26 protein-coding genes are annotated in these 24,834 nt (G+C 53.6%); 21 read left to right on the top strand and 5 right to left on the bottom strand.

Features of this window, described 5'->3' with window-relative positions:
• Nucleotides 1-72: 72 nt before the first annotated feature.
• The 3 genes from flgN to flgA all read right to left on the bottom strand — a co-directional run bounded on the left by flgN (nucleotide 73) and on the right by flgA (nucleotide 1,548).
• Nucleotides 73-495: a flagella biosynthesis chaperone FlgN gene (flgN, locus tag NNO04_RS10130; RefSeq protein ID WP_271444552.1), complete on the bottom strand. Its 423-nt coding sequence runs from the start codon at nucleotides 493-495 to the stop codon at nucleotides 73-75.
• A gap of 4 nt (nucleotides 496-499) precedes the next feature.
• On the bottom strand, nucleotides 500-793 hold the full coding sequence (gene flgM, locus NNO04_RS10135; protein ID WP_271444553.1) for a flagellar biosynthesis anti-sigma factor FlgM: 294 nt from the start codon (nucleotides 791-793) through the stop codon (nucleotides 500-502).
• A gap of 95 nt (nucleotides 794-888) precedes the next feature.
• Nucleotides 889-1,548, bottom strand: a complete 660-nt coding sequence (flgA, locus tag NNO04_RS10140) for a flagellar basal body P-ring formation chaperone FlgA (protein ID WP_271444554.1) — start codon at nucleotides 1,546-1,548, stop codon at nucleotides 889-891.
• A 158-nt stretch (nucleotides 1,549-1,706) separates the two neighbouring features.
• Here flgA and flgB point away from each other — a divergent pair, with 158 nt between their 5' ends.
• From flgB to flgL, 11 genes are all read left to right on the top strand, one after another.
• Nucleotides 1,707-2,123 carry a flagellar basal body rod protein FlgB gene (gene flgB / locus NNO04_RS10145; protein WP_271444555.1) on the top strand — a complete coding sequence of 139 codons (417 nt, stop codon included), beginning with the start codon at nucleotides 1,707-1,709 and terminating at the stop codon, nucleotides 2,121-2,123.
• Nucleotides 2,124-2,126: 3 nt separating this feature from the next.
• A complete protein-coding gene (flgC, locus tag NNO04_RS10150) occupies nucleotides 2,127-2,531 on the top strand; it encodes a flagellar basal body rod protein FlgC (protein ID WP_192611873.1) in 405 nt (134 codons plus the stop codon).
• A gap of 11 nt (nucleotides 2,532-2,542) precedes the next feature.
• The gene (flgD, locus tag NNO04_RS10155) at nucleotides 2,543-3,241 is read left to right on the top strand and encodes a flagellar hook assembly protein FlgD (RefSeq protein WP_271444556.1); all 699 of its coding nucleotides are present in this window, start codon (nucleotides 2,543-2,545) and stop codon (nucleotides 3,239-3,241) included.
• 26 nt (nucleotides 3,242-3,267) lie between these two features.
• On the top strand, nucleotides 3,268-4,521 hold the full coding sequence (gene flgE, locus NNO04_RS10160; RefSeq protein WP_271444557.1) for a flagellar hook protein FlgE: 1,254 nt from the start codon (nucleotides 3,268-3,270) through the stop codon (nucleotides 4,519-4,521).
• A 20-nt stretch (nucleotides 4,522-4,541) separates the two neighbouring features.
• Complete coding sequence (locus tag NNO04_RS10165; RefSeq protein ID WP_271444558.1) at nucleotides 4,542-5,297, top strand: flagellar basal body rod protein FlgF; 756 nt, start codon at nucleotides 4,542-4,544, stop codon at nucleotides 5,295-5,297.
• A 13-nt stretch (nucleotides 5,298-5,310) separates the two neighbouring features.
• On the top strand, nucleotides 5,311-6,093 hold the full coding sequence (gene flgG / locus NNO04_RS10170; RefSeq protein WP_162378993.1) for a flagellar basal-body rod protein FlgG: 783 nt from the start codon (nucleotides 5,311-5,313) through the stop codon (nucleotides 6,091-6,093).
• 57 nt (nucleotides 6,094-6,150) lie between these two features.
• Nucleotides 6,151-6,849 (top strand): flagellar basal body L-ring protein FlgH, encoded by a 699-nt coding sequence (gene flgH / locus NNO04_RS10175; protein ID WP_162378992.1) that lies wholly within the window; start codon nucleotides 6,151-6,153, stop codon nucleotides 6,847-6,849.
• Nucleotides 6,850-6,861: 12 nt separating this feature from the next.
• Nucleotides 6,862-7,959 (top strand): flagellar basal body P-ring protein FlgI, encoded by a 1,098-nt coding sequence (locus NNO04_RS10180; RefSeq protein ID WP_271444559.1) that lies wholly within the window; start codon nucleotides 6,862-6,864, stop codon nucleotides 7,957-7,959.
• The gene (gene flgJ / locus NNO04_RS10185; RefSeq protein ID WP_271444560.1) at nucleotides 7,959-8,909 is read left to right on the top strand and encodes a flagellar assembly peptidoglycan hydrolase FlgJ; all 951 of its coding nucleotides are present in this window, start codon (nucleotides 7,959-7,961) and stop codon (nucleotides 8,907-8,909) included. The genes NNO04_RS10180 and flgJ overlap by 1 nt, the downstream gene beginning before the upstream one ends.
• A 64-nt stretch (nucleotides 8,910-8,973) precedes the next feature.
• Nucleotides 8,974-10,617, top strand: coding sequence for a flagellar hook-associated protein FlgK (gene flgK, locus NNO04_RS10190; RefSeq protein ID WP_271444561.1), 1,644 nt, complete (start codon nucleotides 8,974-8,976; stop codon nucleotides 10,615-10,617).
• 15 nt (nucleotides 10,618-10,632) lie between these two features.
• Nucleotides 10,633-11,586, top strand: a complete 954-nt coding sequence (gene flgL, locus NNO04_RS10195; RefSeq protein ID WP_271444562.1) for a flagellar hook-associated protein FlgL — start codon at nucleotides 10,633-10,635, stop codon at nucleotides 11,584-11,586.
• Nucleotides 11,587-11,792: 206 nt separating this feature from the next.
• Here flgL and rne read toward each other — a convergent pair whose 3' ends face one another.
• Nucleotides 11,793-15,023, bottom strand: a complete 3,231-nt coding sequence (gene rne, locus NNO04_RS10200) for a ribonuclease E (protein WP_271444563.1) — start codon at nucleotides 15,021-15,023, stop codon at nucleotides 11,793-11,795.
• 571 nt (nucleotides 15,024-15,594) lie between these two features.
• On the opposite strand from rne, the gene rluC reads away from it, so the two are divergent.
• The gene (gene rluC, locus NNO04_RS10205) at nucleotides 15,595-16,548 is read left to right on the top strand and encodes a 23S rRNA pseudouridine(955/2504/2580) synthase RluC (protein WP_271444564.1); all 954 of its coding nucleotides are present in this window, start codon (nucleotides 15,595-15,597) and stop codon (nucleotides 16,546-16,548) included.
• A gap of 82 nt (nucleotides 16,549-16,630) precedes the next feature.
• Here rluC and NNO04_RS10210 read toward each other — a convergent pair whose 3' ends face one another.
• Nucleotides 16,631-17,215, bottom strand: a complete 585-nt coding sequence (locus NNO04_RS10210) for a Maf family protein (RefSeq protein WP_271444565.1) — start codon at nucleotides 17,213-17,215, stop codon at nucleotides 16,631-16,633.
• A 197-nt stretch (nucleotides 17,216-17,412) separates the two neighbouring features.
• Between NNO04_RS10210 and yceD the strand changes: the two genes are divergently transcribed.
• From yceD to pabC, 9 genes are all read left to right on the top strand, one after another.
• Nucleotides 17,413-17,934, top strand: a complete 522-nt coding sequence (gene yceD / locus NNO04_RS10215) for a 23S rRNA accumulation protein YceD (RefSeq protein ID WP_162378867.1) — start codon at nucleotides 17,413-17,415, stop codon at nucleotides 17,932-17,934.
• A gap of 16 nt (nucleotides 17,935-17,950) precedes the next feature.
• The gene (gene rpmF / locus NNO04_RS10220) at nucleotides 17,951-18,124 is read left to right on the top strand and encodes a 50S ribosomal protein L32 (RefSeq protein ID WP_000290724.1); all 174 of its coding nucleotides are present in this window, start codon (nucleotides 17,951-17,953) and stop codon (nucleotides 18,122-18,124) included.
• Between the two features lie 201 nt (nucleotides 18,125-18,325).
• A complete protein-coding gene (gene plsX, locus NNO04_RS10225) occupies nucleotides 18,326-19,405 on the top strand; it encodes a phosphate acyltransferase PlsX (protein ID WP_271444566.1) in 1,080 nt (359 codons plus the stop codon).
• A gap of 76 nt (nucleotides 19,406-19,481) precedes the next feature.
• Nucleotides 19,482-20,447 (top strand): beta-ketoacyl-ACP synthase III, encoded by a 966-nt coding sequence (locus tag NNO04_RS10230; RefSeq protein WP_162378869.1) that lies wholly within the window; start codon nucleotides 19,482-19,484, stop codon nucleotides 20,445-20,447.
• Nucleotides 20,448-20,462: 15 nt separating this feature from the next.
• A complete protein-coding gene (gene fabD / locus NNO04_RS10235; protein WP_271444567.1) occupies nucleotides 20,463-21,392 on the top strand; it encodes an ACP S-malonyltransferase in 930 nt (309 codons plus the stop codon).
• A 12-nt stretch (nucleotides 21,393-21,404) separates the two neighbouring features.
• Nucleotides 21,405-22,139: a 3-oxoacyl-ACP reductase FabG gene (fabG, locus tag NNO04_RS10240; protein ID WP_271444568.1), complete on the top strand. Its 735-nt coding sequence runs from the start codon at nucleotides 21,405-21,407 to the stop codon at nucleotides 22,137-22,139.
• 154 nt (nucleotides 22,140-22,293) lie between these two features.
• On the top strand, nucleotides 22,294-22,530 hold the full coding sequence (gene acpP / locus NNO04_RS10245; protein WP_000103754.1) for an acyl carrier protein: 237 nt from the start codon (nucleotides 22,294-22,296) through the stop codon (nucleotides 22,528-22,530).
• Nucleotides 22,531-22,619: 89 nt separating this feature from the next.
• Nucleotides 22,620-23,861 (top strand): beta-ketoacyl-ACP synthase II, encoded by a 1,242-nt coding sequence (gene fabF / locus NNO04_RS10250; RefSeq protein WP_271444569.1) that lies wholly within the window; start codon nucleotides 22,620-22,622, stop codon nucleotides 23,859-23,861.
• Between the two features lie 162 nt (nucleotides 23,862-24,023).
• Nucleotides 24,024-24,833, top strand: a complete 810-nt coding sequence (gene pabC / locus NNO04_RS10255; RefSeq protein WP_271444570.1) for an aminodeoxychorismate lyase — start codon at nucleotides 24,024-24,026, stop codon at nucleotides 24,831-24,833.
• Nucleotide 24,834 lies beyond the last annotated feature (1 nt).

Below are 24,834 nucleotides of genomic sequence, written 5' to 3' on the forward strand. Positions count from 1 at the left end.
GATGCCTGATGGCGTTGTGCCTGTCAGACCTGTAAAACGCAGGTCTGACAGGGGATGATTGCCAACCGACAATCAGATAGAGATTTTTTTACCGCCGCGGTGGGAAGAGGACGTTTGACCGTTGGCACTATAAAGCGCCGGTTCCTGATGGGGCTTGAGCACGTCAAGCGCCTGTTGATTGCGTGCGATTTGCCCTTCCAGCAACCAGCCGTTGTGGCGGTTTTGGTCGCGAAGATGCTGCGTTTTTTCAGTAATAACCTGCCAGCGCTCGGCAAAATCATCATTTGCGCTTTTCTGCGCCGCTTGTTCATGGCGACGCTGTTGTTCCAGATAATCCAGAGTGGCCAGCAACGAGCTTTTTTCTTCTGTAATACGTTGTAAGTGGCTACCGTTAATCTGACCCGCAGAGAGGTGCTGCTGCTCGGCATCCATCACCGTTTTCAGGTCGTTGAGGATGGCCGTCATCTGATCCAGTATTTCTGACAAACGAGTCATACTTTTATTTACTCTGCAGGTAGCTCTGTGTTTCACGGATCAATGCGTCAGCAATTTTGCCGGTGTCCATTTTGAGTTCACCGTTACGAATCGCTGTTTTCAGTGCTTCAACGCGTTCCATATTGATATCGCTGGAACCGGGCTGCATCAGCTTCGCCTGAGCATCGCTTAACGTCACACTGGTACTTTTAGTTGTCGATGTTTTTTCCTGACGCGTTTTTTGTACCTGCGTGTCGCCGGTTTCGCGCGGTTGGACAGTGCTAACGGGTTTCAAAGGTGAGGTACGGTCAATGCTCATGTTATTTTCCTCATCGAGGGGTTGCGTTGTAGCGACCAGCTATCATCATTTCGTTGCTTATTTATATCGGCAGCCACTTCAAAATCTTTAACGCATTATAGATTAATAAGAATATTCCCATCAGGGTCGACGGTTCCATTGACCACCTGACCTGAGAGCATACGTACCCGCGCATTTTGCGCAACGGCGGCATTGTTCAATGCCTGACCTTCCGCATTGACGCTAAATCCATCGCCGCTGGCGACCACCACCACGCGCTGACCGGCCTTTATTCGCCAGGACTGACGCAACTGGGTGAGCTGTATCGGCTGACCGGGGGCGAGATCGCGCAAACTGACAGCGTCCTGAATCTGATTGATATCCAGTACCGTGCGCGGCGGCAGTTGATCCAGCCTCCCGCGTTTTAGCGTCACGCTGGACGGGCCCAGTTTTCCACCCCGAGCGACGGGAACGGCGGCAACGACATAGTTGCCGGTCGCCTGGACGTTGACCTGCAGGTAACGTTTTTCATTGCCGCAGCGTGCCAGCACGTTCACGTTACCCCATAATTTTGCGCTGCCTGGCACACTCAGCGCCGGTTGCTCACAATTCGCAGGCAACGTGGGTGATGTGCGAAGGGTGACGACCACCTCATCGCTAAACCCCACCAGACGCGCCGAAAACCAGTCAGTCAGCTGCGTATTCAACTCCTGTGCCATCGACAACGGGCTGAAGAGCAGCGCCATCACAGCGATTCCCCGTTTTAACGTTTGCATCGTCCTCTCCCGCCTGTTGTAAGCAATGGCTGGATTTTACCTGTGTGCCGTCGCCATCAACGCAACAAATAGCGACGCATTTTGCGTTTATTCCGGCGATAACGCGCGCGTAATGAGATTTAAGCTGTCGGCTGAATTTTGTCATTTGCGGGGAAGATATGCTCGACAAGCTCGATGCCGCCTTACGTTTTCAACAAGAAGCGCTCAATTTGCGTGCCCAACGTCAGGAGGTGCTGGCGGCGAATATCGCCAACGCTGATACGCCGGGGTATCAGGCGCGAGACATGGATTTTGCCAGTGAACTCAAAAAAGTGATGGCGCAAGGAAGGGCCGAAACCAGCGGTGTTTCACTGGCGCTGACCTCTGCGCAACACATCCCTGCCCAGACGCTGGCGTCTCCCTCTGCGGATCTTCTCTACCGTATTCCAGACCAACCTTCTCTCGATGGTAATACCGTCGATATGGACAGGGAGCGTACGCAGTTTGCCGACAACAGTCTGAAATACCAGATGGGGCTCACCCTCATGAGCAGCCAAATCAAAGGCATGATGAACGTGCTACAGGGAGGGAACTAATCCGTGGCGCTGTTAAACATTTTCGATATTGCGGGCTCGGCGCTGACGGCGCAGTCCAAACGGCTCAACGTCGCCGCCAGTAACCTGGCGAACGCCGACAGCGTGACGGGGCCAGATGGTCAACCGTACCGCGCAAAACAGGTCGTTTTTCAGGTTGATGCAGCACCTGGTGCAGCGACGGGTGGCGTGAAGGTGGCGGACGTCATTGAAAGCCAGGCGCCAGACAAACTGGTGTTTGAACCCGGCAACCCGCTGGCCGATGCTAACGGCTACGTCAAGATGCCGAATGTGGATACGGTTGGCGAGATGGTGAACACCATGTCGGCATCGCGCAGCTACCAGGCAAACGTCGAAGTACTCAACACCGTGAAGAGCATGATGCTTAAAACGCTGACACTTGGCCAGTAAAGGAGGCGCGTATGTCTATTGCCGTCAATATGAATGACCCGACCAACACGGGTGTCAAATCTACCAGTAGCGGTAGTTCGTTAACCGGGAGCAATTCCGCCGATCTGCAAAACAGTTTTCTGACACTGCTGGTGGCGCAGTTGAAAAACCAGGATCCGACCAACCCGATGGATAACAACGAACTGACCACACAACTGGCGCAGATCAGCACGGTCAGCGGCATCGAAAAACTGAACACCACGCTGGGGGCGATTTCAGGGCAGATCGACAACAGCCAGTCGATGCAGGCCAGCACCCTGATTGGTCATGGGGTGATGATTCCGGGCACCACCATTTTGGCGGGCAAAGGAACCGAAGAAGAGGCCATCACCACTACCACGCCGTTTGGCGTTGAGCTCCAGCAACCTGCCGATAAAGTCACCGCCACGATCACCGATAAAGACGGCAAAGTGGTTCGCACCATTGATATCGGCGGCCTGAAGGCAGGCGTTCACACCTTTACCTGGGACGGAACGCTCACCGACGGGACCACCGCACCGAACGGCTCCTACAACGTGGCGATCACCGCCAGCAATGGCAGTACACAACTGGTCGCACAGCCGTTGCAGTTTGCAATGGTACAGGGCGTTATCCGCAACAATGGCGGTAACACGCTGGATTTAGGGACTTACGGAACCACCACACTCGACGAAGTACGGCAGATCATCTAAGCCTTCACACTTATCAGGAGTAAGACATGGCCTTTTCTCAAGCGGTCAGCGGCCTGAACGCTGCAGCCACCAACCTCGATGTCATTGGTAATAACATCGCCAACTCCGCCACCTATGGGTTTAAATCCGGGTCGGCTTCATTTGCCGATATGTTTGCCGGTTCCAAAGTAGGGCTGGGCGTTAAAGTGGCAGGGATCACCCAGGACTTTACCGATGGCACCACCACCAACACCGGTCGTGGTCTGGATGTCGCCATCAGCCAGAACGGTTTCTTCCGTATGGTGGACAGCAACGGTTCGGTTTTTTATAGCCGTAATGGTCAGTTTAAGCTCGACGAAAATCGCAATCTGGTCAACATGCAGGGTCTGCAACTGACCGGTTATCCGGCCACCGGTACGCCGCCGACGATCCAACAGGGCGCAAACCCGGCACCGATTACCATCCCCAATACGCTGATGGCGGCAAAAACCACCACCACTGCGTCCATGCAGATCAACCTGAACTCTACCGACAAAGTACCGACCAAAACGCCATTCAGCCCGAGCGATGCGGATTCCTACAATAAAAAAGGCACCGTTACCGTTTTTGATAGCCAGGGTAATGCCCACGACATGAACGTCTTCTATGTCAAAAATTCGGACAATACCTGGGAGGTGCATACTCAGGATTCGACGACCGGCGAAGCCGCAAAATCAGCGGGTTTTATGCGCTTTGATGAAAATGGCGTGTTCCAGGGGGTGAGTGCCACGGCGACAGAAGCTGTTCCTGTTCCTCCGGCAACTCCGTGGCCAACGCAAATCAAGGTCGCCACCGGCGTGGTGAACGGCGCTGAACCCGCCAATTTCTCCCTGAGCTTCCTGAACTCCATGCAGCAAAACACCGGCGAGAACAACATCGTGGCCACTAACCAGAACGGCTACAAGCCGGGCGACCTGGTGAGCTATCAGATTAATGATGATGGCACCGTGGTGGGGAACTACTCCAACGAGCAGAAACAGGTTCTGGGGCAAATCGTGCTGGCGAACTTTGCCAACAACGAAGGGCTGGCCTCTCAGGGGGATAACGTCTGGGCCGCCACGCAGTCTTCGGGCGTTGCGCTGCTGGGGACGGCAGGTACCGGTAACTTCGGTAAGTTGACCAACGGTGCGCTGGAAGCCTCTAACGTCGATCTCAGTAAAGAACTGGTAAACATGATTGTCGCCCAGCGTAACTATCAGTCTAACGCGCAGACCATCAAGACCCAGGATCAGATCCTCAACACGCTGGTCAACCTGCGCTAAGCGCCTGACAGGATAGCTTAATGGATCACGCAATTTATACCGCCATGGGGGCGGCCAGTCAGACGCTGAATCAACAGGCGGTGACAGCCAGCAACCTGGCCAATGCCTCCACGCCGGGCTTTCGTGCGCAGCTCACAGCGTTGCGCGCGGTGCCGGTTGAAGGGCTTTCTTTGCCGACGCGTACCCTGGTTACGGCCTCTACCCCTGGGGCCGATATGACCCCTGGGCAGATGGATTACACCTCACGACCGCTGGATGTCGCGTTGCAACAGGACGGCTGGCTGGCCGTACAAACCGCTGACGGCAGCGAAGGGTATACCCGCAACGGCAGTATTCAGGTGAGCCCGACTGGCGAACTGACGATTCAGGGGCACCCGGTGATTGGCGAGGCGGGTCCGATCGCCGTGCCGGAAGGATCTGAAATTACCATCGCGGCGGATGGCACCATCTCGGCGCTGAATCCCGGCGATCCGGCGAATACGGTGGCGCCGGTGGGACGTCTGAAACTGGTCAAGGCGATGGGCAATGAAGTGCAGCGCGGCGACGACGGCATGTTCCGTTTGACCGCAGCAGCACAGGCGACCCGTGGTCCGGCTTTGCAGGCCGACCCGTCCATTCGTGTCATGTCAGGTGTACTGGAGGGCAGTAACGTCAGTGCTGTCTCCGCCATGAGCGACATGATCGCCAGCGCCCGTCGTTTTGAAATGCAGATGAAAGTGATCAGCAGCGTTGATGACAACGCAGGTCGCGCTAACCAACTGCTGTCGATGAGTTAATACAGGACATTTTATGATCAGTTCATTATGGATCGCCAAAACCGGTCTCGACGCCCAGCAAACCAATATGGATGTGATTGCCAACAACCTGGCAAACGTCAGCACCAATGGGTTTAAGCGTCAGCGCGCGGTGTTTGAAGATCTGCTTTACCAGACAATTCGCCAGCCCGGCGCCCAGTCCTCAGAGCAGACGACGTTACCGTCTGGTCTGCAAATTGGTACCGGTGTTCGTCCTGTTGCTACGGAACGTCTGCACAGTCAGGGTAATTTGTCCCAGACCAACAACAGCAAAGACGTCGCCATCAAAGGGCAGGGCTTTTTCCAGGTCATGCTGCCGGATGGCACATCGGCTTACACCCGTGACGGTTCATTCCAGGTTGATCAAAACGGTCAACTGGTGACGGCGGGCGGTTTTCAGGTTCAACCAGCGATCACTATCCCGGCGAACTCACTCAGCATCACCATCGGCCGTGATGGCGTAGTCAGTGTGACGCAGCAGGGACAGGCGGCACCGGTGCAGGTTGGCCAGTTGAACCTGACCACGTTTATGAATGACACCGGTCTGGAGAGCATCGGCGAGAACCTGTACACCGAAACGCAATCCTCTGGCGCGCCAAACGAAAGCACACCAGGTTTGAACGGCGCGGGTCTGTTGTATCAGGGCTATGTCGAAACCTCCAACGTGAACGTCGCGGAAGAGCTGGTGAATATGATCCAGGTTCAGCGCGCTTACGAAATCAACAGTAAAGCGGTGTCGACGACCGATCAGATGCTGCAGAAACTGACGCAACTCTAACGTGTTGTCCGGTGGGGTGAATACCTCACCGGCACACTGATTTTGAAGATGAAGGCAATGCGAAAATACGCGCTTCACCCTTACCCGATGATGGCCCTGCTGGTGGTTTCACTGACAGGATGCGCCTGGATCCCCGCTACGCCGCTCGTGCAGGGCGCGACGACGGCACAACCAATACCTGGCCCGACGCAGGTGGCGAATGGCTCCATCTTTCAGTCTGCACAACCGGTGAATTACGGCTATCAGCCGCTATTTGAAGACCGGCGTCCGCGTAACATTGGCGATACGTTGACGATTGTCTTGCAGGAAAACGTCAGCGCCAGCAAAAGCTCTTCAGCCAATGCCAGTCGCGATGGCAAAACGAATTTTGGCTTCGACACCGTTCCTCGCTATCTGGAAGGATTATTCGGTAACGCGCGTGCGGACGTAGATGCCTCCGGCGGAAACTCTTTCAATGGCAAAGGCGGCGCGAATGCCAGCAACACCTTTAGCGGCACCCTGACAGTCACCGTCGATCAGGTGCTGGTGAATGGCAATTTACATGTGGTGGGTGAAAAACAGATCGCCATCAACCAGGGCACTGAGTTCATCCGCTTCTCCGGGGTGGTGAATCCACGCACGATCAGCGGCAGCAACAGCGTTCCGTCAACCCAGGTGGCGGACGCGCGCATAGAGTACGTCGGTAACGGCTATATCAACGAAGCGCAGAATATGGGTTGGCTGCAGCGTTTCTTCCTTAACTTGTCGCCGATGTAAGCGAGGTTCCCAGTGTTTAAATCTTTTATTGGCGTCGTACTGCTGTTAGCGACGACATTCGCGCATGCCGATCGTATCCGGGATCTGACCAGTGTTCAGGGCGTGCGGGAAAACTCGCTGATTGGCTACGGACTGGTGGTCGGGCTGGACGGCACGGGCGACCAGACCACGCAAACCCCGTTCACGACGCAAACGCTCAATAACATGCTCTCTCAACTGGGGATTACCGTCCCGACCGGGACGAACATGCAACTGAAAAATGTGGCGGCGGTAATGGTCACCGCCAGTTTCCCGGCGTTTGGTCGTCAGGGGCAGACCATCGACGTCGTGGTTTCCTCAATGGGTAACGCCAAAAGTCTGCGCGGTGGCACACTGTTAATGACGCCGCTGAAAGGGGTCGATAGCCAGGTCTACGCGCTGGCGCAGGGGAATATTCTGGTCGGCGGAGCCGGGGCTTCCGCGGGAGGCAGCAGCGTCCAGGTGAACCAACTTAATGGTGGTCGCATTACCAATGGCGCGGTGATTGAGCGTGAACTGCCGAGCCAGTTTGGTGGTGGTAATACCCTCAATCTGCAACTCAACAATGAAGATTTCACTCTGGCGCAGCAGATCACCGATACCATCAACCGCTCCCGTGGTTTCGGCAGCGCCACCGCGCTGGATGCACGCACGATCCAGGTGCGGGTACCGAGCGGCAACAGCTCGCAGGTTCGTTTCCTCGCCGATATTCAGAATATGGAAGTGAACGTCGCGCCGCAGGACGCAAAAGTGGTGATCAACTCGCGAACCGGCTCCGTGGTGATGAACCGTGAAGTCACGCTGGACAGCTGTGCTGTTGCGCAGGGCAACCTGTCGGTGACGGTAAATCGCCAGGCTAACGTCAGCCAGCCGGATACGCCGTTTGGCGGTGGGCAAACGGTCGTCACGCCGCAAACACAAATCGATCTTCGCCAGAGTGGCGGTTCGTTACAGAGCGTGCGTTCCAGCGCTAACCTGAACAACGTGGTACGGGCGCTTAACGCCTTAGGCGCGACGCCGATGGATTTGATGTCCATTCTGCAGTCTATGCAAAGCGCAGGTTGTTTACGGGCAAAACTGGAAATTATCTGATGATTGGAGAAAGCAAACTGCTGGCCAGTGCGGCCTGGGATGCCCAGTCGCTGAACTCTCTGAAAGCCGAGACGAGGAAAGATCCGGGGGAGAATCTCCGCCCGGTCGCCCGCCAGGTTGAGGGGATGTTCGTGCAGATGATGCTGAAAAGTATGCGTGAAGCGCTGCCGAAAGATGGCGTGTTTAGCAGTGATTCGACACGCCTGTATACCAGCATGTACGACCAGCAAATTGCGCAACAGATGACGGCGGGTAAAGGTTTGGGCCTGGCGGAGATGATGGTCAAACAAATGACCGAAGGGCAGGCTCAGCCTGCCGATGACGCGCCGCAGATACCGATGAAGTTCTCGCTGGAAACGGTGACCAGCTATCAAAATCAGGCGTTGACGCAACTGGTGCGTAAAGCGATGCCGAAAACCCCCGAGAGCCACGATGAACCGCTCTCGGGCGACAGCAAAGCGTTTCTTGCTCAGCTTTCACTCCCGGCACGTCTGGCAAGTGAGCAGAGCGGCGTACCGCACCACCTGATTCTGGCGCAGGCGGCGCTGGAGTCCGGGTGGGGGCAGCGGCAAATTCGGCGTGAAAATGGCGAACCCAGTTTTAACATTTTTGGTGTTAAAGCTTCGGGGAGCTGGAAGGGACCGACTACCGAGATCACCACGACGGAATTTGAAAATGGCGAGGAGAAAAAGGTGAAAGCCCGATTCCGTGTCTACGGCTCATATCTGGAAGCGCTGTCGGATTATGTTGGGCTGTTGACCCGTAACCCGCGCTACGCTGCTGTGACCTCAGCATCCAGTGCGGAGCAGGGCGCACAGGCCTTGCAAAACGCGGGTTATGCCACCGATCCGCACTATGCGCGCAAATTAACCAACATGATCCAGCAGCTGAAGTCGATGAGCGAAAAAGTGAACAAAACGTACAGCGCGAATCTCGACAATCTCTTCTAAATAGCTCAAGTCCAGCCACCCGCTGCCGATAACAACCTGTATTGAAGGATGAAAAGGAATCTCCATGTCCAGCTTGATTAACAACGCCATGAGTGGACTTAACGCGGCCCAGGCTGCGTTAAATACCGCCAGTAACAACATCGCCAGTTACAACGTTGCGGGGTATACCCGACAAACCACCATTATGTCGCAAGCAAACAGCACGTTAGGTGCAGGTGGCTGGGTTGGAAATGGCGTGTATGTTTCAGGCGTGCAGCGCGAGTATGATGCGTTTATCACCAATCAGCTGCGCGCGGCTGAAAACCAGAGCAGCGGTTTGACCACGCGTTATGAGCAAATGTCGAAAATCGACAATCTGCTTTCCAGTAAAACCAGCTCAATTTCTACCTCGATGCAGGACTTTTTCACCAGCCTGCAAACGTTAGTCAGCAACGCGGAAGATCCTGCAGCCCGTCAGGCGTTGATTGGAAAAGCGAACGGTCTGGTAAACCAGTTTAAGACCACCGATCAATATCTTCGCGATCAGGATAAACAGGTCAACACCGCTATCGCTTCCAGCGTTGAGCAGATCAACAACTATTCGAAACAGATTGCCAGTCTGAATGACCAGATCTCCCGTCTGACCGGCGTGGGGGCGGGAGCATCGCCAAATGACCTCCTTGACCAGCGCGATCAACTGGTGAGCGAGTTAAACAAAATTGTCGGCGTTGAGGTCAGCGTCCAGGATGGCGGCACTTATAACCTGACGATGGCAAACGGGTATACCCTGGTACAGGGCAGCAGCTCGCGGCAGCTCGCGGCGGTGCCTTCCAGTGCCGACCCTTCACGAACAACAGTCGCCTATGTCGATGCGGCTGCCGGTGATATTGAAATCCCTGAAAAACTGCTCAATACCGGCTCGCTCGGTGGGTTAATGACGTTCCGTTCTCAGGACCTCGATCAGACCCGTAATACCCTGGGCCAGCTGGCGTTGGCGTTTGCCAGTGAATTTAATACTCAGCACAAAGCGGGTTTTGATGCCAACGGTGATGCCGGTAAAGACTTTTTTGCGATCGGAAATCCTTCGGTTATTGGTAATGCCAAAAATGGCGGTAACGCGGTTTTAACGGCTGAAGTGGATGACAGCACAAAAGTGCAGGCCACGGATTATAAAGTGGTGTACGACGGCAGTAAGTGGCAGGTCACGCGTCTTGCGGATAACACCACTTTCGAAGCGAAACCCGATGTCAACGGTAAGCTGGATATTGACGGTCTGAAAGTGACGGTCAGCGGAACGCCGGGGGCGAAAGCCAATGACAGCTTTACGTTAAAGCCTGTCAGCGACGCCATCGTGAACATGAAAGTGATGGTCACGGATGAGTCGAAACTTGCCATGTCCAGCCTTAAGGATTCCGGTCAGAGTGATAACCGCAACGGTCAGGCGCTGCTGGATCTGCAAGGCAAAGCCACCGTTGGCAATAAAACCTTTAACGATGCTTACGCCACGCTGGTCAGTGATGTGGGGAATAAAACCTCCACCCTGAAAACCAGTAGCACCACCCAGGGCAATGTGGTGACCCAACTGACGAACCAGCAGCAGTCAATCTCTGGCGTCAATCTTGATGAAGAGTATGGCAACCTGCAACGCTATCAACAGTACTATCTGGCGAACGCGCAAGTCCTGCAAACGGCCAGTTCGATGTTTGATGCGCTGATGAACATTCGCTAAAGGAGAGGGGCTTAAATGCGTATTAGTACCCAAATGATGTACCAGCAGAATATGCGTGGTATCACCAATTCTCAGGCAGAATGGATGAAGTACGGCGAGCAGATGTCCACGGGCAAGCGTGTTATCAATCCGTCGGATGATCCGATTGCCGCTTCGCAGGCCGTTGTCCTGTCTCAGGCGCAGGCGCAGAACAGTCAGTACACGCTGGCGCGCTCGTTTGCCACGCAGAAAGTGTCACTGGAAGAGAATGTGTTAAGCCAGGTGACAACGGCGATTCAGAGTGCGCAAGAGAAAATCGTCAGTGCGGGTAACGGCACGTTAAGTGATGATGACCGTGCCTCGTTGGCGACAGACCTGCAGGGGATCCGCGATCAGCTGATGAACCTGGCGAACAGTACCGATGGTAACGGGCGCTATATTTTTGCCGGTTATAAAACTGAAAGCGCACCGTTTTCCCAGACGGACGGCGCATATAACGGCGGGCATGAGAATGTCACCCAGCAGGTTGATGCTTCCCGTACGATGGTGATTGGCCACACTGGTGACCAGATTTTTAATAAAATCACCAGTAATGCCGTGCCGGAGCCAGATGGCAGCAATTCTGAAACCAGTCTGTTCAAAATGCTGGATAGCGCTATCGATGCACTGAACACGCCGGTGGCGGGGGATGATGTGGCAAGAGATAAAGCGTCGGCGGCGATTGATAAAACCAACCGGGGTTTAAAAAACTCGCTGAATAACGTGCTGACAGTGCGGGCAGAGTTGGGAACGCAACTGAAGGAGCTTGATTCACTGGATGCGTTGGGAAGCGATCGCGCGTTGGGTCAGACGCAGCAAATGAGCAACCTGGTCGACGTGGACTGGAATGCGGCAATCTCTTCATATGTGATGCAACAGGCGGCGCTACAGGCGTCTTATAAAGCGTTTACCGATATGCAGGGCATGTCACTGTTTCAGCTAAACCGATAACCTTTTTTAAAACATACCATGAAACCGGGTATGTTTTATCTGCCCGCTCCATCACCCCGGAGCGGGCTTTTTTTCGCCTGAATAGCGTAGCGACAAGGCAAAACTGCAAAGCGAACGTTACTGTTTCGCGGACACAAACTGCGGCATTCTTCAGATTGAAGATAAAAAAAAGCCGACCAGAAGGTCGGCTTTAGCGGTTTGTCTGCTTATTCTACTGACTGAGGACGCGTCGGTTGCGCTGACGCATGATGCGTTGCGCTGTGACCCCCGGCAGCCCCTTTACCTTCAAAAGCAAAGGCAGGACGTTGCCAGTCGCTGTGACGCGGCGCTTCCGGAACATATTCCGGCGCAGGCGCACGGGTCATCGGCGCAGTGGCATGGTGGTGTACCGGTCGAGATTCAACGGCGACAGCGGCGGTCTCTTTAATGACTTCAGCAGGTGCAACGACTTCAGCCGCTGCAACAGGCGCAATCACCTCAACTTTCGGTGCTTCTGCCGCCACAACGACAGGTTCAGCTACGCCTGCAACCACTTCAGGTTCAGCGATAGCTTCTACAGGTTCGGTCGTTACGGTTTCCTGAACTTCTTCCACCGCGTTTGCTTCAGCAATGATTTCCTCGGCAACAGGGACATCCGCTTGCGCGATAACCTGCGGCTGTTCATCAACGGCCGTCGCGATGGCTTCCGGGTGCGTGGTTTCCACAACCACAGGCTGCGGCTCGACAGCAACCGTTTCGGTCTGAATCGGTGCTTCGACAACCTGTTCTACGGCTGCCACTTGCGGCTCAATCGCGGCGGTTTGGGTTACCACCGGTGCGATCTCCTGATCACGCAGCTCTTCAACCTGCGCATCCTGAGGACGAACAACCGGGTAGCGGATCCACACTTTGCCAGACGCCATTTCCGGGGAAGCACAGGCAACAGTCAACGGCATCGGTGACTGAACCGGGTAGCGCTCGTCACGGTAGCGACGACGACGTTGGCCGCTGACGCGCAGATGGCGAGGTGAACGACGTGAGCGACGCGGCATACCGTTGTTGTCGCGAGCCTCGTTGTTCTCTTCCTGTTCTGCCGTCGCGTCGGCGACAACCGGCAGATCCAGTTTCGCCAGCTCAGTACGTTGAGCCGGTGCTGTCTGCTCTACAACGTGAGTCGCGACATTTTCAACGACCGCAGTGGCAGCCAGTTCGACATCAACCGCTGCGCTCTCACCGTAACGTACTTTCTGGTTCAACTGGCGCTGTCTACGACGAGGTTGAGGCTGACGAACGCGCTCTTCCTGTTCCGCTTCCTGTACCGGTTGCTCTTCAAGGTTAAGCGCTTTAACTTCCTGCTGTGCCTGACGTTTGTCTTCGCTACGACGACGATTACGCTCACGACGCGGCGCTTGCTGCTCATCAGCGGATTTGACTCTTTCGTTAACGTCATTGCCAGTTTGCTGACGGTTGTCGCGCAACTCAGCATTTTGTTGCGAAGGCTGACGGCGGTTACGACGGTTCTCGTCGCGGTTTTCACCGCCTTCTGAACGTTCGTTACGATCGCTGCGGTCACTACGTTCATTACGGTTATCACGGCGGTCATTACGATCGCGGCGATTGTTCTGGCGCGGTTTGCGGCGATCCTGCTGACGTTCCGGTTTCTCTTCCGCTTTAGGTGCTTCTTGCTCAACCGGTTTCGCATCTTCACTGCCAGCGAACATGGATTTCAGCGCGCCAAAGAAACGGCTTAACAGACCCGGCTGCGCAGCAGTAGCGGCGGCGGTCACTGCAGCTGCCTTTGGCGCAGTGGCTTTAACCACGGACTCTGTAGGGGCCGGTGCAGGCGGAACTTCTGGCATGGCAAAGGTCGCCAGCGCTGGTTGCTCAGGGCGTTTACGCTCGGCGTACTCTTCTTCAGAAGGTAATGCCATTGCCTCTTCGTGCAGTTTCGGCAGCATATAGCTCAGGGTCGGTGTTTCTTCGCCTTTACGGACACGCAGCACGGAGTAGTGCGGAGTTTCCATCTGATCGTTTGGCACGATCACACAGCGAACGCCATCCTGACGCGTTTCAATCGCATTTACCGCGTTACGTTTTTCGTTGAGCAGGTATGACGCGATCGGCACAGGAACAATCGCGTGCACTTCCTGGGTGTTTTCTTTCAGCGCTTCTTCTTCGATCAGACGCAGAATAGACAGGGACAGCGACTCGTTATCACGAACGGTACCGGTGCCGCTACAGCGTGGGCAAACGTGATGACTGGATTCACCCAGAGAAGGGCTCAGGCGCTGACGGGACATCTCCAGCAGACCAAAGCGGGAAATATGACTAATTTGAATACGCGCACGATCCTGGCGTACCGCTTCACGCAGACGGTTTTCAACCGCGCGCTGGTGACGAACCGGGGTCATATCGATGAAATCGATAACAATCAGGCCGCCAAGGTCACGCAGACGCAGCTGACGGGCGATCTCATCGGCCGCTTCCAGGTTGGTGTTGAACGCCGTCTCTTCGATATCACCGCCGCGCGTAGCGCGAGCAGAGTTGATATCGATAGCGGTTAACGCTTCGGTGCTGTCGATAACGATGGAGCCGCCGGAAGGCAGACGGACTTCGCGCTGGAATGCAGATTCGATCTGCGATTCGATCTGGTAGTGGCTAAACAGCGGAATTTCACCGGTGTAGAGCTTGATTTTGCTGCTGAAATCCGGACGACCCAGCGCCGCGATGTGCTGGCGCGCCAGCTCGAGCACTTTCGGGTTGTCGATGAGGATTTCACCGATGTCCTGACGTAAATAGTCACGGAAAGCGCGCACGATAACGTTACTTTCCTGGTGGATCAGGAAGGGCGCAGGGCGGCTTTCAGCGGCTTTCTGAATTGCTTCCCAGTGTTTAAGACGGAAGCTCAGATCCCACTGCAGCGCTTCGGCGGATTTGCCGACGCCAGCGGTACGCACGATGAGACCCATGCCATCAGGCAGTTCCAGGCTCGCCAGCGCTTCTTTTAACTCGGTACGATCGTCGCCTTCGATACGACGAGAAATGCCGCCCGCACGCGGGTTGTTCGGCATCAGAACCAGATAACTCCCCGCCAGACTGATAAATGTGGTCAGCGCAGCACCTTTGTTGCCACGCTCTTCTTTATCAATCTGAACAATAACTTCCTGGCCTTCGCGCAACACATCTTTAATGTTTGGACGACCATGGGCGTTGTAATTAGCGGGGAAATATTCGCGGGCAATTTCTTTTAACGGGAGGAAACCGTGACGTTCAGCGCCGTAATCAACAAAAGCGGCTTCCAGGCTCGGTTCAATACGGGTAATTTTGCCTTTATAGATGTTTGCTTTTTTCTGTTCATGTCCAGGACTTTCGATATCCAGGTCGTACAGACGTTGCCCATCTACCAGGGCGACACGCAACTCTTCCTGCTGAGTTGCGTTGATTAACATTCTTTTCATCGTAACTTACTCATTATTCTTACATTGACGACTAAGCTGCGGGCAAAGTAACGCCTTTCCGGGTGTGAACCGATGGCCTCGTGACTATTCGCGTCGCCAACCTCACGGTTGTCGTCAGCTCAAAGAGGCGCAGAGTGTCGGTTGCCTGTATTTCAAACGGAAACACAGCGCAATTATCAGGGGAACAGTCTGGGTATTACTCTCCAGAGAAGATCCTATCTACCGGTAAGGACTGCAACCCGCAGCCCGCTAACTGTCTGAAAGATCAATACGTCTTACGCCATTGCTGCGTTGATGATCGGTCAGACAAAATGGGTTATTCCGTAAAAGTTCTTGTTTTAGCAAGTTTCAACACGGAAACAGCTCATTATTCCATTGCTAACCTTGTTATAGCAAGATGACTTTTACCATTTATCACCCGGTTACTCACAGTTTTTTCACTTCTGCAGAGTGATTGGTTTAATAACCGCCAAAATGAAGAAGTGGACGGTGAGCGAACGGGTGTAAAAGTAAATATAAGCATAGAAAAATGAGTGGCGCGAATCTCAATGGCTATTTAGAATCGCCCACCATGAAAACAGAGACTCCATCCGTAAAAATTATTGCCATTACAGCAGACGAAGCTGGGCAACGAATCGACAACTTTTTGCGCACGCAACTTAAAGGCGTGCCAAAAAGTATGATTTATCGCATTTTGCGTAAAGGCGAAGTGCGGGTGAACAAAAAGCGCATCAAGCCCGAATATAAGCTGGAAGCCGGGGATGAGGTGCGTATTCCGCCAGTGCGTGTTGCCGAACGCGAAGAAGAGGCGGTATCGCCGCATCTGCAAAAAGTGGCGGCATTGGCCGATGTCATTCTCTATGAGGATGAGCACATTCTGGTGTTAAACAAGCCTTCCGGTACGGCAGTGCATGGCGGAAGTGGGCTGAGTTTCGGTGTGATTGAAGGTTTACGCGCGCTGAGACCAGAAGCACGTTTCCTGGAACTGGTGCACCGCCTTGACCGTGACACCTCCGGCGTATTGCTGGTAGCGAAAAAACGCTCCGCTTTACGTTCGCTGCATGAACAGTTGCGTGAAAAGGGGATGCAAAAAGATTATCTGGCGCTGGTTCGCGGTCAGTGGCAGTCGCATGTCAAAACGGTCCAGGCACCGTTATTAAAGAATATTCTGCAAAGCGGCGAGCGTATTGTTCGGGTAAACCAGGAAGGTAAGCCATCGGAGACACGTTTCAAAGTGGAAGAACGCTACGCGTTTGCCACGCTGGTGCGCTGTAGTCCGGTTACGGGAAGAACCCATCAGATTCGTGTTCACACCCAATATGCCGGGCATCCCATCGCATTTGACGATCGTTACGGCGATCGTGAGTTTGATAAACAGCTGGCGGGAACAGGCTTATCGCGACTCTTTCTCCACGCTGCGGCACTGAAGTTTACCCATCCCGGCACCGGGGAAGTGTTACGTATCGAAGCGCCAATGGATAACCAACTGAAGCATTGTCTTCAGGTATTGCGCAATAAAGCTTAAGGCGCTTAGCTTTTCAGGCCTACAGGGTTATGTCCGCTGTAGGCCTGATAAGACGTTCTAACGTTGCCATCAGACAAATCAACTAGGCCTTCAGCGGATTCATCTCTTCCCGACGTAGCATCTGACACAGTGCAATCAACGGCAGACCAATGAGCGTATTCGGGTCGCGTCCTTCTAAGCGTTCGAAAAGCGCGATGCCGAGCCCTTCACTTTTAAAACTCCCCGCGCAGTGTAATGGACGTTCTTTGCGTACATAGTCCTCGATTTCTGCTTCGCTCAGATGTCGAAAATGAACATCAAAAGGCTCTACTTCTGTTTGTAAGTGACCGGTTGCGGAATGATAAAGCGCGAGCCCGGTATAAAACGTCACAATATTCCCGCTGGCTTTCGCTAATTGTTGCCGTGCTTTTTCTTCGGTTAACGGTTTACCTGTAATTTCGCCGTCCAGAACGCAAATCTGGTCGGAACCGATAATCAGATGATTTGGGAAACGGTGGGCGAGAGATTGCGCTTTTTCCTGTGCCAGACGCAACACCAGATGTCGCGGCGTTTCGCCAGGCTTCGGGGTTTCGTCGACCTCTGGCGCTGCGCATTCGAAGGGGATACACAGTTTTTCGAGCAACGCGCGACGCCAGGGGGAGGTTGAGGCGAGAATCAGTTGCGGCATATTTTTTTCCCCAGATATAGCGTAATGATGTGAGCCATTTTAAACTATGCGCCGGGTCGTTCAAGCGAGCCACAACGGCTTGTCCTGATTGATTTTAAGTCTGTGACTCGCAATGTGTGCGAATTATTGGCAAAAGGCAACCGCACGTTGCCTTTTTCTTTGACTATATGACGTTACAAAGTTAATATGCGCGCCCTATGCAAAAGGTAAAATTACCCCTGACTCTTGATCCGGTTCGTACGGCTCAAAAACGCCTCGATTACGAAGGTATCTTTACTTCCGATCTGGCAGAGCGCGTCGCCGATTCTGTAGTCAGTGTGGACAGTGATGTGGAATGCTCCATGTCGTTCGCTATCGATAACCAACGTCTCGCTGTTATTACAGGTGATGCGAAGGTTTCGGTAACGCTCGAATGCCAGCGTTGCGGGAAGCCGTTTCCATACCATGTACACACAACGTATTGTTTCAGTCCTGTCCGTTCTGACGAACAAGCTGAAGCACTCCCGGAAGCGTATGAGCCGATTGAGGTTAACGAATTCGGTGAAATCGATCTGCTTGCAATGGTAGAAGATGAAATTATCCTCTCCTTGCCGGTAGTTCCGGTGCATGATTCTGAACACTGTGAAGTGTCCGAGGCGGACATGGTCTTTGGTGAACTGCCTGATGAAGCGCAAAAACCAAACCCATTTGCCGTATTAGCCAGCTTAAAGCGTAAGTAATTGAGGAGTAAGGTCCATGGCCGTACAACAGAATAAACCAACCCGTTCCAAACGTGGCATGCGTCGTTCTCATGACGCTCTGACCGCAGTCACCAGCCTGTCTGTAGACAAAACTTCTGGTGAGAAACACCTGCGTCACCACATCACTGCCGACGGTTTCTACCGCGGTCGCAAGGTAATCGCTAAGTAATCACGCGTTACTCAAAGGATTTCGCCTTTCAGGAAACCGGTAAGCGAGTGGATCCCCAAAGCACAAGTCACTATGCTCTGGGGTGATTAAGCGCAGCCAGTATGCTTGTAGTGCGAACGCCGAAGAGTACAAGCGTGATGAAGCTTAGTGAGGATTTCCCCGTGCGAGCGGGGAAACGCCAAACCGGGCGGCGACGATATCTTGACACGTCTAACCCTGGCGTTAGATGTCATGGGGGGCGATTTTGGCCCTTCCGTGACAGTGCCTGCAGCACTGCAGGCACTGAATTCTAATTCGCAACTCACACTTCTTTTAGTCGGGAATCCCGATACAATCACGCCATTACTTGCCAAAGCTGACTTTGAACAACGTTCGCGTCTGCAGATTATCCCTGCACAGTCAGTTATTGCCAGTGATGCCCGGCCTTCGCAAGCGATCCGCGCCAGTCGCGGGAGTTCTATGCGTGTGGCCCTGGAACTGGTGAAAGAAGGTCGAGCTGAGGCCTGTGTGAGCGCCGGTAATACGGGCGCGCTGATGGGACTGGCGAAATTATTGCTCAAGCCTCTTGAGGGGATTGAGCGTCCGGCGTTGGTGACGGTGTTACCGCATCAGCAAAAGGGCAAAACGGTGGTGCTGGATCTTGGCGCCAACGTGGATTGCGACAGCACGATGTTAGTGCAGTTCGCCATTATGGGCTCCGTTTTAGCGGAGGAGGTGGTTGGCATAACCAACCCTCGAGTGGCGCTACTTAACATCGGTGAAGAAGAAACCAAGGGTCTCGACAGTATTCGGGATGCCTCTGTGGTGCTAAAAACAATCCCTTCCATCAACTACATCGGCTATCTTGAAGCTAATGAATTATTGACGGGGAAAACCGATGTTCTGGTATGTGATGGATTTACAGGTAATGTCACATTAAAGACAATGGAAGGTGTTGTCAGAATGTTCCTCTCACTGCTGAAATCTCAGGGTGAGGGCAAAAAACGGTCGTGGTGGCTGCTGATATTAAAACGTTGGTTACAAAAAAGCCTGACGAGGCGATTCAGTCACCTCAACCCCGACCAGTATAATGGCGCCTGTCTGTTAGGATTGCGCGGCACGGTGATCAAAAGTCATGGTGCGGCCAATCAGCGAGCATTTACAGTCGCGATTGAACAGGCAGTGCAGGCGGTGCAGCGACAAGTTCCTCAGCGAATTGCCGCTCGCCTGGAATCTGTATACCCAGCCGGATTCGAATTGCTGGAAGGTGGCAAAAGCGGGAATTCGCGAACACATAACTGATGATGTGGTCGTCTCGCTGTTAACGCACCGGCAGTTTGCACGTGGCGGTATATAACCGAAAAGTGACTGAGCGTACATGTATACGAAGATTATTGGTACTGGCAGTTATCTGCCTGAACAAGTGCGTACTAACGCCGATTTGGAAAAAATGGTAGAGACATCTGATGAGTGGATCGTCGCTCGTACAGGTATCCGTGAACGCCATATTGCTGGGCCAAATGAAACAGTCGCGACGATGGGCTTCACTGCCGCAAACCGCGCGCTTGAAATGGCTGGCATTGATAAAGAACAAATTGGTTTGATCGTGGTTGCGACCACATCTTCAACACACGCATTCCCAAGTGCCGCTTGCCAGATTCAGAACATGCTGGGCATTAAAGGTTGTCCGGCGTTTGACGTTGCGGCGGCGTGTGCGGGTTTTACCTATGCCTTAAGCGTTGCCGACCAGTATGTCAAATCCGGTGCAGTAAAACATGCGCTGGTAGTGGGTTCTGATGTATTGGCACGCACCTGCGATCCGACCGATCGTGGGACGATCATTATCTTCGGTGATGGCGCTGGCGCGGTTGTTCTGAGCGCATCCGAGGAACCGGGCATCATTTCGACGCATTTGCATGCGGACGGACGCTACGGTGAATTGTTGACGCTGCCAAATGCCGATCGTGTGAATCCGGAAAACTCGATTCATCTGACGATGGCGGGTAACGAAGTCTTTAAAGTCGCGGTGACTGAACTGGCGCGCATCGTTGATGAGACGCTGGAAGCCAATGGTCTTTCTCGCTCCGACCTGGATTGGCTGGTGCCACACCAGGCGAACCTTCGTATCATTTCCGCAACGGCGAAGAAGCTGGGGATTGATCCAGACAATCTTGAAGAGAAAGTCGTCATTACGCTTGACCGTCATGGCAATACTTCTGCTGCATCTGTACCGTGCGCGCTGGACGAAGCCGTGCGTGACGGGCGGATCAAAGCCGGTCAGTTAGTATTGCTTGAAGCCTTCGGGGGGGGATTCACCTGGGGCTCCGCGCTGGTTCGTTTCTAGTATAAGGAATTAAACATGACGCAATTTGCTTTTGTGTTCCCTGGTCAGGGTTCTCAGACCGTTGGGATGCTGTCTGATATGGCTGCAGCATACCCCATCGTAGAAGAAACGTTTGCAGAAGCTTCTGCGGCGCTGGGTTATGACCTGTGGGCGTTGACGCAGCAAGGTCCTGCGGAAGAACTGAATAAAACGTGGCAAACTCAGCCTGCGCTGTTGACGGCGTCCGTTGCTCTTTATCGTGTATGGCAGCAGCAGGGCGGTAAAGCGCCGGCGCTGATGGCGGGGCACAGCCTCGGTGAATACTCTGCGCTGGTCTGTGCTGGCGTCATGAATTTTGCTGATGCGGTTCGTCTGGTTGAACTGCGCGGTAAATTCATGCAGGAAGCGGTACCGGAAGGAACTGGCGGTATGTCTGCTATTATCGGTCTGGACGATGCTTCTATCGCGAAAGCGTGCGAAGAGGCGGCGGAAGGTCAGGTTGTCTCCCCGGTTAACTTTAACTCACCGGGCCAGGTGGTCATTGCCGGGCACAAAGAAGCCGTTGAGCGCGCTGGCGCAGCCTGTAAAGCCGCAGGCGCAAAACGTGCGCTTCCGTTGCCGGTCAGCGTTCCGTCACACTGTGCGCTGATGAAGCCCGCAGCCGATAAACTGGCCGTTGAGTTAGCGAAAATCACCTTCAACGCACCGACGGTTCCTGTCGTGAATAACGTTGATGTGAAATGTGAAGCTGACGCGGATGCAATTCGTGATGCACTGGTACGCCAACTGTATAATCCGGTGCAGTGGACGAAGAGCGTTGAATTTATCGCTGCGCAGGGTGTTACGCACCTTTATGAAGTGGGCCCAGGTAAAGTCCTCACTGGTCTGACAAAACGTATTGTTGACACCCTGACAGCCTCGGCACTGAATGAGCCAGCGGCGCTGTCTGCGGCGCTTGAGCAATAAAAGAGGAAAACCATGAGTTTTGAAGGAAAAGTCGCGCTGGTAACCGGTGCAAGCCGTGGCATTGGCCGCGCAATTGCTGAAACACTCGTTGCCCGTGGCGCGAAGGTTATCGGTACTGCAACCAGCGAAAGTGGCGCTCAGGCCATTAGCGATTACTTAGGTGCCAATGGTAAAGGTCTGATGTTGAATGTGACCGACCCTGCATCTATTGAATCTGTTCTGGAAAATATTCGCGCAGAATTTGGTGAAGTCGATATCCTGGTTAATAATGCCGGTATCACTCGTGATAATCTGTTGATGCGAATGAAAGATGATGAGTGGAACGATATTATCGAAACCAACCTGTCATCTGTTTTCCGTCTGTCAAAAGCGGTAATGCGCGCTATGATGAAAAAGCGTCATGGTCGTATTATCACTATCGGTTCTGTGGTTGGTACCATGGGAAATGCAGGTCAGGCTAACTACGCTGCGGCGAAAGCGGGTTTGATCGGCTTCAGTAAATCACTGGCGCGTGAAGTTGCGTCCCGTGGTATTACTGTAAACGTTGTTGCTCCGGGCTTTATTGAAACGGACATGACGCGTGCGCTGTCTGATGATCAGCGTGCGGGTATTCTGGCGCAGGTTCCTGCGGGTCGCCTCGGCGGCGCTCAGGAAATCGCCAGTGCGGTTGCATTTTTAGCCTCTGACGAAGCAAGTTACATCACTGGTGAGACTCTGCACGTCAATGGCGGAATGTACATGGTTTAATCACGATGAAAAAGATTTGCGTTATTAGAGCGAATGGCCTCAAAATAACGTAAAATCGTGGTAAGACCTGCCGGGATTTAGTTGCAAATTTTTCAACATTTTATACACTACGAAAACCATCGCGAAAGCGAGTTTTGATAGGAAATTTAAGAGTATGAGCACTATCGAAGAACGCGTTAAGAAAATTATCGGCGAACAGCTGGGCGTTAAGCAGGAAGAAGTAACCAACAATGCTTCCTTCGTTGAAGACCTGGGCGCAGATTCTCTTGACACCGTTGAGCTGGTAATGGCTCTGGAAGAAGAGTTTGATACTGAGATTCCGGACGAAGAAGCTGAGAAAATCACCACCGTTCAGGCTGCCATTGATTACATCAACGGTCACCAGGCGTAAGTGAACATCTCCAGGCGGTCACTCGACCGCCTGAGTTTTATCTTTATTTTGTCCCACTAGAATCATTTTTCCCTCCCTGGAGGACAACCGTGTCTAAGCGTCGTGTAGTTGTGACCGGACTGGGCATGTTGTCTCCTGTCGGCAATACCGTAGAGTCTACCTGGAAAGCTCTCCTTGCCGGTCAGAGTGGCATCAGCCTGATCGACCATTTCGATACTAGCGCCTATGCAACTAAATTTGCTGGCTTAGTAAAGGATTTTAACTGTGATGACATCATCTCGCGCAAAGAACAGCGTAAGATGGATGCCTTCATTCAATATGGAATTGTCGCTGGCGTTCAGGCCATGCAGGATTCTGGCCTTGAAGTGACGGAAGAGAACGCAACCCGTATTGGCGCCGCGATCGGCTCCGGTATTGGTGGTCTCGGCCTTATCGAAGAAAACCATACCTCACTGGTAAACGGTGGGCCGCGTAAAATCAGCCCGTTCTTCGTCCCGTCGACGATTGTTAACATGGTGGCAGGACACCTGACCATCATGTATGGCCTGCGTGGGCCAAGCATTTCTATCGCTACCGCCTGTACGTCTGGCGTACACAACATCGGTCATGCCGCGCGTATCATTGCATACGGCGACGCAGACGCGATGGTTGCGGGTGGTGCTGAAAAAGCCAGTACCCCGCTCGGCGTGGGTGGTTTTGGCGCAGCTCGTGCACTGTCTACACGCAATGAAAACCCGCAAGCGGCAAGCCGCCCGTGGGATAAAGAACGTGATGGCTTTGTGCTGGGTGACGGCGCAGGCATGGTGGTACTGGAAGAGTACGAACATGCGAAAGCGCGTGGCGCAAAAATTTATGCTGAAGTTGTCGGCTTTGGTATGAGCAGCGATGCTTATCACATGACGTCACCGCCGGAAGATGGCGCAGGTGCGGCGCTGGCGATGGTCAACGCGCTGCGTGATGCGGCACTCGAACCGGGTCAGATTGGCTATGTCAATGCGCATGGTACGTCCACACCGGCAGGTGATAAAGCTGAAACTCAGGCCGTGAAATCGGTATTTGGTGATGTGGCGACCCGTGTGATGGTCAGTTCCACCAAGTCCATGACCGGCCACTTGTTGGGTGCAGCTGGCGCGGTAGAGTCTATTTTCTCTATCCTGGCGCTGCGCGATCAGGCTGTTCCGCCGACCATTAACCTGGATAATCCAGATGAAGGTTGCGATCTGGACTTCGTTCCTCACGAAGCGCGTCAGGTCAGCGGAATGGAGTACGCGTTGTGTAACTCCTTCGGCTTTGGCGGCACCAACGGCTCGTTGATCTTTAAAAAGATCTGATGCAAATCAGGCCAGCCAATGCGCAGGCCTGATCATTGCGAAACGCCATCCGGTGAGTAAAATAAAAAAGGTCCGCTTGTCGGGCCTTTTTTATTCAGTTTTCTTCCCTTGTCCTGCGTTATCCATCCTGCCAAACTATCCGGCCATGCATAAGGAGCCACCATGTTCTTGATTAATGGCCGTGAGCAGGAAACCCTTGCCGCCAGTGACCGGGCGATACAATTCGGCGATGGTTGCTTCACGACGGCGCAAATCGTCGGGGGAAGCGTTTCCCTGCTGGATGCTCATCTACAGCGTTTACAGAATACCTGTGAAAAGCTCCTGATCCCGTTCAGTGAATGGGGTCAGTTACAGCGAGAAATGGTGCAACTGGCAACGGGTCATGAACGTGGCGTATTGAAAGTGATCATCAGTCGCGGCAGTGGCGGCAGAGGGTATAGCGCGGCGAACTGTACTTCAGCCACCCGAATTCTTTCCGTTTCAGCCTGGCCTGCTCATTATGACCGTTGGCGTCGTGAGGGAATCACCCTCGCGCTAAGCCCGATTCGTCTCGGGCGGAATCCTTATCTCGCTGGCTTAAAGCATCTGAATAGGTTGGAACAAGTGCTGATTCGTACTCATCTTGAGCAGACAAACGCAGATGAGGCGCTGGTTCTTGACAGTGAGGGATGGGTTACGGAATGCTGTGCGGCTAATCTGTTCTGGCGTATCGGTGCCCGTGTGTATACCCCACGTCTGGACCAGGCCGGAGTGAATGGCATTATGCGACAATTCTGTATTCGTATACTGGCACAATCGCCTTTTGAGGTTGTCGAAGTGAATGCCAGAGAAGAAGAACTGACGCAGGCTGAGGAAATCGTGGTTTGCAACGCCCTGATGCCTGTTGTTCCTGTGCGCGCCTGTGGCGACAGGTTGTTGTCTTCACGCACATTGTTTGATTTTTTAGCCCCACTTTGTGAGCACCCGAATTAGT

This window comes from Citrobacter sp. Awk 4 (assembly GCF_028069725.1).
Taxonomy (GTDB): domain Bacteria; phylum Pseudomonadota; class Gammaproteobacteria; order Enterobacterales; family Enterobacteriaceae; genus Citrobacter_D.